The 7,956-nt window shown below is 68.1% G+C and carries 9 protein-coding genes and 1 tRNA gene; 7 read left to right on the top strand and 3 right to left on the bottom strand.

All coding sequences use genetic code 11. The features are described 5' to 3' along the window. Positions 1-141 precede the first annotated feature (141 nt). The 4 genes from DT074_RS11840 to DT074_RS11825 all read left to right on the top strand — a co-directional run bounded on the left by DT074_RS11840 (position 142) and on the right by DT074_RS11825 (position 1,544). Positions 142-909 carry a methyltransferase domain-containing protein gene (locus tag DT074_RS11840; RefSeq protein WP_119420056.1) on the top strand — a complete coding sequence of 256 codons (768 nt, stop codon included), beginning with the start codon at positions 142-144 and terminating at the stop codon, positions 907-909. 92 nt (positions 910-1,001) lie between these two features. Continuing rightward, positions 1,002-1,077: transfer RNA gene (locus tag DT074_RS11835), tRNA-Phe, on the top strand. A 24-nt stretch (positions 1,078-1,101) separates the two neighbouring features. After that, a complete protein-coding gene (locus tag DT074_RS28695; RefSeq protein ID WP_119420055.1) occupies positions 1,102-1,305 on the top strand; it encodes a 2-oxoisovalerate dehydrogenase in 204 nt (67 codons plus the stop codon). Then, positions 1,302-1,544: a type II toxin-antitoxin system HicA family toxin gene (locus DT074_RS11825; protein ID WP_119420054.1), complete on the top strand. Its 243-nt coding sequence runs from the start codon at positions 1,302-1,304 to the stop codon at positions 1,542-1,544. The genes DT074_RS28695 and DT074_RS11825 overlap by 4 nt, the downstream gene beginning before the upstream one ends. A gap of 65 nt (positions 1,545-1,609) precedes the next feature. On the opposite strand, the gene DT074_RS11820 is transcribed toward DT074_RS11825, so the two are convergent. Beyond that, entirely contained in the window at positions 1,610-1,903 is a 294-nt protein-coding gene (locus DT074_RS11820; RefSeq protein ID WP_119420053.1) for a hypothetical protein, read from the bottom strand. 193 nt (positions 1,904-2,096) lie between these two features. Here DT074_RS11820 and DT074_RS11815 point away from each other — a divergent pair, with 193 nt between their 5' ends. Then, positions 2,097-3,806 carry an AMP-binding protein gene (locus DT074_RS11815; protein WP_119420052.1) on the top strand — a complete coding sequence of 570 codons (1,710 nt, stop codon included), beginning with the start codon at positions 2,097-2,099 and terminating at the stop codon, positions 3,804-3,806. Between the two features lie 5 nt (positions 3,807-3,811). Here DT074_RS11815 and DT074_RS11810 read toward each other — a convergent pair whose 3' ends face one another. Then, positions 3,812-4,981 (bottom strand): site-2 protease family protein, encoded by a 1,170-nt coding sequence (locus DT074_RS11810; protein WP_119420051.1) that lies wholly within the window; start codon positions 4,979-4,981, stop codon positions 3,812-3,814. A 96-nt stretch (positions 4,982-5,077) separates the two neighbouring features. On the opposite strand from DT074_RS11810, the gene DT074_RS11805 reads away from it, so the two are divergent. After that, positions 5,078-6,217, top strand: coding sequence for an alpha/beta hydrolase (locus DT074_RS11805; RefSeq protein WP_119420050.1), 1,140 nt, complete (start codon positions 5,078-5,080; stop codon positions 6,215-6,217). Between the two features lie 19 nt (positions 6,218-6,236). Here the strand turns inward: DT074_RS11805 and trhA are convergent, their stop codons facing one another. Further along, entirely contained in the window at positions 6,237-6,908 is a 672-nt protein-coding gene (gene trhA / locus DT074_RS11800; protein ID WP_119420049.1) for a PAQR family membrane homeostasis protein TrhA, read from the bottom strand. A gap of 171 nt (positions 6,909-7,079) precedes the next feature. Here trhA and DT074_RS11795 point away from each other — a divergent pair, with 171 nt between their 5' ends. Beyond that, a complete protein-coding gene (locus tag DT074_RS11795) occupies positions 7,080-7,853 on the top strand; it encodes an enoyl-CoA hydratase/isomerase family protein (RefSeq protein WP_119420048.1) in 774 nt (257 codons plus the stop codon). Positions 7,854-7,956: the final 103 nt, after the last annotated feature.

The raw sequence follows: 7,956 nt of genomic DNA, 5'->3' as shown, positions 1-7,956 counted from the left end.
CGCCGCCGGCGCAGGCCGAGGAGCCGGCCCCGACCGCCGCCGCGCCGCCGCCCGCGCCGGTCAAGCCGGTGACGGTCGCGCCGCTGGTCGCCACCACCGAGCCCCAGCCGACCGCGCGCTGAACTGCCGCCGGGTTCCGGCATGAGCTGGGACCCGGGACAATATCTCCGCTTCGCCGATCTGAGGCTGCGGCCGGCGCTCGACCTGCTGGCGCGGGTCGAGCTCGAAGGCGCCGGCACGGTGGTCGATCTCGGCTGCGGCCCCGGCAACGTCACCCGCCTGATTGCACGCAAGTTCCCGCATGCCGAGGTGATCGGCATCGATTCTTCGGCTGCGATGCTGGCCAAGGCGGCGGAGACGCCGTCGACCGTGACCTGGCGCGAAGGCGATATCGGTGCCTTTGCGCCGGCGCGGCCGGTCGACATCCTCTATTCCAACGCGGCGCTGCAATGGCTCGACGGCCACGAGGCGCTGTTCCCGCGCCTGCTCCAGGCGGTGCGGCCGGGCGGCATCCTGGCCGTGCAGATGCCGCGCAATCACGCGGCGCCGTCGCATGCCGAGATGAACGCCATCGCCGCGAACGGTCCCTGGGCGGCCAAGCTCGGGCCGGTGCTGCGCCCGAGCCCGGTGGCGGCGCCCGAAGTCTATTACGACCTGCTGGCGCCGCAGGCCGCCAGCATCGACATCTGGGAGACCATCTACGGGCAGGTGGTGCAGGGCGACGACCCGGTGGTCCAATGGACCCGGTCGACCAGCCTGCGACCGGTCATCGACGCGCTGGCGGAGCCGGAACTGGGCCAGTTCCTGGCCGAGTATCGGGCCCGGATGGCGGCGGCCTATCCGAAGCGCGCGGATGGCACCAACTTCTTCCCGTTCCGCCGGCTGTTCATGGTGGCTGTGCGGAAATAGGGCGCCGGAACCCCCTGTTCCGGTCCTGCCGCGATGGCTGGACAGGGCAGGATGCCTTTCGTATAAGGCCGCCCTCGCCTGACCCGGCGCCTGCCCAGGTAGCTCAGTTGGTAGAGCAGGGGACTGAAAATCCCCGTGTCGGTGGTTCGATTCCGCCCCTGGGCACCATCCTGCTTCGGTAAGGACGCAGCGATGCGTGAGATCATATTTGTCGTCGAGGAGGCTCCTGAGGGCGGGTTTACTGCCCGTGCCGTCGGCGCCGCGATTTTTACGGAGGCCGACAGTCTCGCAGAGCTACGGGCGGCCGTACGCGAGGCTGTTGGGTGTCATTTTGACACGGACGGGCCACAGCTGATCCGGCTGCATTTCGTACGAGACGAAGTCCTGACAGCATGAAGCTCCCGCGCGACGTCAGTGGCACTGACTTGGCGCACGCGCTTTCTCGGGTCGGATATCGTGTCACGCGCCAGACCGGTAGCCATATCCGGCTGACGAACGCCGTGCTTGAACAGCATCACGTGACTATTCCCGCACATCAAAGCCTAAGGGTGGGCACCCTCGCCGCTATTCTGGCCGAGGTGGCGTCCCATCTTGAAATCTCGCGCGATGAACTGCTGAACCGGCTGTTTGCTTGAGGCCGGCTTTGGGCTGTTCGAGCGCTGCGCATGCGCGCCTCAGATGCCCGAGCTGCCGCGCCAGGCTATGCCTGCAGCTTGCGGACCGCCTTTAGCCCCTCGGCGATGCAGCGGATGTCGTCTTGGCCGTAACCGTAGCGCTGCGCCGTGTCGACCGCGTCGCGGAAGGCGTTGATCTCTTCCCGGCTCGGCTCGTAGGCGCTGTCTTCGGATGCGGTCGTGCCGGCGCTCGCCGATTGCGCCTGCTCGTGCAGGGGCAGCAGGTCCAGCAGCATGGTCTGCAGCCGCGCGATCAGCGGGGTGGCCGCGGGCGCCGATGCGGCGGCGCGGATGAGTTCGAGGGTGGCGGAATCAGTCATGATCCAACAGGGCTCGAATGAATGTGCCTCTTCTCTAGGCCACGGAGATTGAGGATCCGTTAGCCATAGTCTTAGAACGAATGGCCGAGGCGATCCGTTGCATCGCGCTTTCCGCGCGGTTGCTGCCCCTGGCCGCCATGCCTAGTCTGCCCGTCAAGGCCAGGCGACAAGCGGCCGGAGGGGAGGCGGACATATGGCCAGAGCGACCACAGGCAAGCGGGCGACGCTCCGCGGCAAGCAACGGACGCCGCGGCGCGCGGTACGCCCCCCGACCCGGCAGGCCGGCGGCCTTTTTGCGGATCTCGGCTTCGGCAAGCCCAACCATGCGCCGCTATCGCCGCTGGATTTCCTGTGGCGTACGGCCGCGATCCATCCGCGGCGTACCGCCGTGGTTCATGGCTCAACGCGCTTCAGCTATGCCGAGTTCCTGGCCCGCACGCGGCGGCTGGCCTCGGCGCTGAAGGGGTTGGGCGTAAAGCGCGGCGACGTGGTCGCCGCCATGCTGCCCAACGTGCCGGCGATGCTGGAGGCGCATTTCGCCGTGCCGATGCTGGGCGCGGTGCTCAACACCATCAACACGCGGCTGGATGCGCGCACCGTCGGCTACATCCTCGGCCACGGCGAGGCCAGGGTGCTGATTACCGACCGCGAGTTCGCCAGCCAGGTCGGGCCGGCGCTGGCGTCGCTGAAGCAGCGTCCCGTCGTGATCGACGTCGACGATCCCCTTTATGACGGACCGGGCGAGCGGCTCGGCAAGCTCGAATACGAGAGCTTCATTGCCAAGGGCGATCCGGAATTCGAGCCCGCGCCGCTCGACCGCGAGGACCGGCCGATCGCGCTCAACTACACTTCGGGCACGACCGGCAACCCGAAGGGCGTGGTCTATCACCATCGCGGCTGCTTCCTGGAATCGGTCGGCAACATCATGGCCTGGCCGCTGCCGCCGAGGCCGGTCTATCTCTGGACCCTGCCGCTGTTCCACTGCAACGGCTGGTGCTTTCCCTGGTCGGTGACGGCGATGGGCGGCACGCATGTCTGCCTGCGCCGGGTCGATCCGGCGCTGATCTTCAAGCTGATCGCGGAGGAGGGCGTCACGCATATGTGCGGCGCGCCGACCGTGCTCGGCATGCTGATCAACGCGCCGGCGGAGCAGAAGCGCAGCTGGCCGCACAAGGTCGCGATCCAGACCGGCGGCGCCTCGCCGCCGGCCAAGGTGATCCGCGCCATGACCGAGCTCGGCTTCCAGGTCACGCATATCTATGGCATGACCGAACTGCAGGGGCCATCGACCCTATGCGAGGCGCAGGACGATTGGGCGAGCCTGGCCCCGGACGAGGCGGCGGCGCGGCACGCCCATCAGGGCGTGCGCTATCCGGTGGTGGCGGCGCAGCGGGTCGGCGACCCGAAGACTTGCAAGCCGGTCAAGCGCGACGGCCGCACGATCGGCGAGGTGCTGATCCAGGGCAACACGGTGATGCTCGGCTACCTGAAGAACCCGAAGGCGACGCGCGAGGCCTTCCGCGGCGGCTGGATGCATACCGGCGATCTCGCGGTCGAGCATCCCGACGGCTATATCGAGATCAAGGACCGGGCCAAGGACATCATCATCTCCGGCGGGGAAAACATCTCGTCCATCGAAGTCGAAATCGCGCTGTCGAAGCATCCCGCGGTGGCGCTCGCCGCCTGCGTCGCCCGGCCGGACGAGAAATGGGGCGAGACGGTCTGCGCCTTCGTGCAGCTGCGCCCCGGCGAAGAGGCGAGCGAGGCGGAGCTGATCCAGCATGCCCGCGCCAACCTGCCGCGCTACTGCGTGCCGCGCACCGTGGTGATCGGCCCGCTGCCGACCACGGCCACCGGCAAGGTGCAGAAATACACGCTGCGAGAGCGGGCGCGGGCGCTGTAGCGCTCTCAGGCGGGACTGCCGAGCTCCTGGCTGGGCGCCTTCGTCGCGCGTTCGGGTCGCAGCGCAGAGCGGGCGCTCAGATAGCCCAGCAGGTCGCGCAGGGCAATCAGGCCGATCAGCTCGCCGTGCTGAACGACGAGCAGCCTGTCGCGCCCGGCGCGCTGCATCTGCTCGAGCGCTTCCGCCGCGGGCGCGTCGGGGCTCACGCTGATCTCGCCCGCCGGCACCGCGATCTCGCCGACGATGCGGCTTTCGCGATCCGCAGGCGCGATGCTCTTCACCTGGCCGACACCGACGCTGCCGATGAGACGATCGTCGGCGACGACCGGGATCTCGTCCAGGCCGCGACCGAGCAGATAGTCCTCTATCAGCTGCGATATCGGCAGCTGCGGCGACACGCTGACGGGGTCCGATCGCATCAGCCGGTGCACCGGAACGCCTTCCAGCAGGCCCTGGGTGAGCACGCGCTGGTAGGAGGCGCTGGCGGCGGCGCGGATGAACAGGCCGATCAGGAACCACCACATGCCGCCGATGAGGTTGCCATAGAAGGCGTTGATAACGCCGAGCACGATGAGGAGCAGGCCGAGGCCGCCGCCGACAGCAGTTGCGATCCTGGTTGCCCAGGTCAGGTCGCCGCGCCAGGCCCACAGCCCGGCGCGCAGGATGCGCCCGCCGTCGAGCGGGAAGGCCGGGATCAGGTTGAAGATGGCAATGATGAGGTTGGCGGCCGCGAGATAGCTGGTCACCGCGACGGCCGGTAGCGGCGCGCCCGCTGCCCATAGGCCCATACTGGCAAGGTATAGAAGTGCGGCCAGAACGGCGCTGGTTGCTGGCCCGGCAATCGTCATCAGGAACTCGGTCCGTGGTGTGCGCGGCTCCTCCGCCATTTCCGCGGCGCCGCCGAAAGCGAACAGGGTGATGCCCTTCAGGTCCATGCCGAGACGCCGGCCGACCACGGAATGGGCGAGCTCGTGCAGGATGATGGAGGCGAACAGGCCGAACGCGCCGAGCAGGCCCATCCAGATATAGGTCCACGTCGAGAGGTCCTGCAGTGCGCCGGGGAAATAGCCCACGCTCAAGGTCCAGACGATCAGGGCGACCAGGATCAGCCAGGTCAAGTCGAACCGGATCTCGAAGCCCAGCAGGGTTCCCACGGCAATGCGGCGGCCGAACATGCTGCCTCCTCTCCGACTTGGCGATGGATATGCTGTGCTAAGCCATCCGGTGCGGTTTTGTTCCAGCCGGGCCGTTCACAGGGGGATCATTCGCGAATGCCGCCGATTGCTCCATTGGCCACTGCAACTCTGCCGGATGGCATCCGCGCGCGATTCCTGCCGGACATCAACGGACTGGATATGCACATCCTCGAGGCAGGGTTCGAGACGCCGGGCCGGCCCTGCCTGCTGCTGCTGCATGGCTTCCCGGAGCTTGCCTTTAGCTGGCGCAAGGTGATGCTGCCGCTCGCCGCGGCCGGCTACCACGTTGTCGCGCCCGACCAGCGCGGCTATGGCCGCACCACCGGCTGGGACGGCGATTACGATGGCGATCTCGCCTCGTACCGCATGCTGAACCTGGCCCGTGATGCCTTCGGCCTCGTCGCCGCCCTGGGCTATCGCAGCGTGACGGCGGTGATCGGCCACGATTTCGGCTCTCCGGTCGCGGCGTGGTGCGCGCTGGTGCGGCCCGATGTGTTCCGGGCCGCGGCGCTGATGAGCGCACCGTTCGGCGGCCCGCCGCCGCTGCCGCAGAGCGGCGGCAAGGCCGCCGCTTCAATTCACCAGGCTCTGGCCGCGCTGCAGCGGCCGCGCAAGCATTACCAGTGGTATTATTCGGGCCGCGAGGCCGATGCCGATATGTGCCGGTGCCCGCAGGGCATCCACGCCTTCTTGCGTGCCTACTACCACGTGAAGAGTGCGGACCGGGCGGAGAACAAGCCCTTTCGGCTGGCCGGCTGGAGCGCCGAGGAGCTGGCCCGGCTGCCGACCTACTACGTCATGGATCTCGACCTGGGCATGGCGGCGACCGTCGCATCCGAGATGCCGTCGCCGACGGAGATCGCCGCCTGCCGCTGGCTGACGGAGGACGAGCTCGCCGTCTACAGCACGGAGTTCGGCCGAACGGGCTTCCAGGGCGGGCTGCAATGGTACCGCTGCATGACCGGTGAGCGGTTCATCGCCGAGCTGCAGCTCTTCGCCGGGCGAGCCATCGATGTTCCCTCGCTCTACATCGCCGGGGCCAGCGACTGGGGCATCTACCAGGCGCCGGGCGCGTTCGAGCGCATGCAGGCGGCCGCCTGCACCGATTTGCGCGGCTGCCATCTCGTGCCGGGCGCCGGGCACTGGGTGCAGCAGGAGCAGCCCGAAGCTGTAGCGACGCTGCTGCTGGAATTTCTGTGCGGCCTGGACCGGTAGGTGTCGGGAAACCGCCGTCTCACGCGGCCGGCGACAGGATCACCCCGGTGATCACCGCGGCGTAGTGCGTGCCGGCGGCGGCCAGCACGAACCCGTGCCACAGCGCGTTCTGGAACGGCAGCCGCTCCCAGACATGGAACGCCACGCCGACGGTGTAGAGAATTCCGCCGCCGGCGAGCAGCGCGAGCGTGACCGGGCCGAGCGCGGCCCGCAGCGGCTCGATGGCAACCACCACCGTCCAGCCGAGCGCCAGATAGAGCGGGATCGACAGCCGTTCGAGCCAGGCCGGCTTGACGAGCTTGCCGAGAATGCCGATGCCGGCGACCGACCATACCGTCGTCATCAGCCCGGTCGCCCAGGCGGTGTCGAGCCTGAGCAGGGTGAAGGGCGTGTAGGTGCCCGCGATCATGGCGAAGATCGCGGCGTGGTCGAAGCGCCGCAGCCAGCCGCGCCAGCGGCTGTTGCGCGCCATGTTGTAGGCGGCGGAACAGCCCAGCATCGCAAGTAGCCCCGCCGCATAGACGGCCGTGGCCGTGATCTCGATCGGACGGCCCCGCATGGTGACGATTATCAGCAAGGCCAGGGCAGCAGAGGTGCCGGCAATCAGGCCTATCACATGGACGGAATCGTCGGCGATCAGCTCGGCGCGGCTGCGGCGCGGGGGAAAGGGGGCGGCGGCTGGCAATGTCATCGCGGCGAATGTGAGCGTGTCTTGGAGGAATGCACCATATTACCGCATTTCGCGGCGAGATTGCGGCGGAAAGCGGCGTTGCCGGCTGCGCGGTGGTGTCGCCTCGCCAGCGCCCGGAACGGCTGGCAGGCTGGCCGCAGGACAATGACAATCGACAAGGGATGGGAAACGATGGCGTGGGAATATGTGACGATAGAGCGCAGTCCGCCTTTCGCAGTGGTCCGCTTCGATCGGCGGGGCAGCCTGAACGCGTTCAACCGTCAGCTCGTGACCGAGTTGACGGAGGTGGCGCGCAGCTTCCACGACGATCTCGAGGTGCACTACGTGGTGCTGGCGGGGGCCGCGAGCGCCTTCTCCGCCGGTGCCGATCTCAAGGACAGCGCTTCCTGGAAGCTTGACGACAGAACGGATCTCGAGCGCAGACAGCGCTTTTATGGCGGCGTCCGGTTGTGCAAGGCCTGGGAGGAGATGCCGCAGATCACCATCGCGGCGATGGAGCGTCTCGCCGTCGGGGCCGGCATCGCCATCGCGCTCGCCTGCGACTGGCGGGTGCTCGGCCGCTCCGCCTATCTCTACGTGCCGGAGGTGAAGATCGGCCTGAACCTGCAATGGGGCGCGCTGCCCCGCCTCATCACGCTGGTCGGGCCGGCCAAGGCGAAGCGCATCACGCTGATGTGCGAGAAGATGGATGCGGCGACCGCCTGCGATTGGGGCCTGGTCGACGAGATCGCGGAGGATGGTCAGACCGTCGAAGCCGCGCTCGCCATGGCCCGCAGGGTGGAGCCGATGCCCGCGGTGACCGTGCGGCTAATGAAGGAAGCGATAAACGCTACTGCCAACGCGCTGCACCACGTCGCCAGTTTTGCGGATGCCGACCAGAGCCAGCTGACCGGCGGGTTCACTTCGGCGCGAGCCGCTCGCGAGGGCTTCAGTCGTAGGGGGTGAGGTCGGCGAGGCGAAGCGCGGGTTCCGGCGGCCTTCGGGCTGCGGAGGGTCTTTAGGGGAGGCGAAAGAGCCGGCCGATGCCCAACAAAAAGGCACGTGATTC

This window comes from Desertibaculum subflavum, from assembly GCA_003576705.1.
GTDB lineage: Bacteria > Pseudomonadota > Alphaproteobacteria > Ferrovibrionales > Ferrovibrionaceae > Desertibaculum > Desertibaculum subflavum.
The sequence above is the reverse complement of the archived record's forward strand: the minus strand, read 5'-3'. Positions and strand labels throughout refer to the sequence as shown.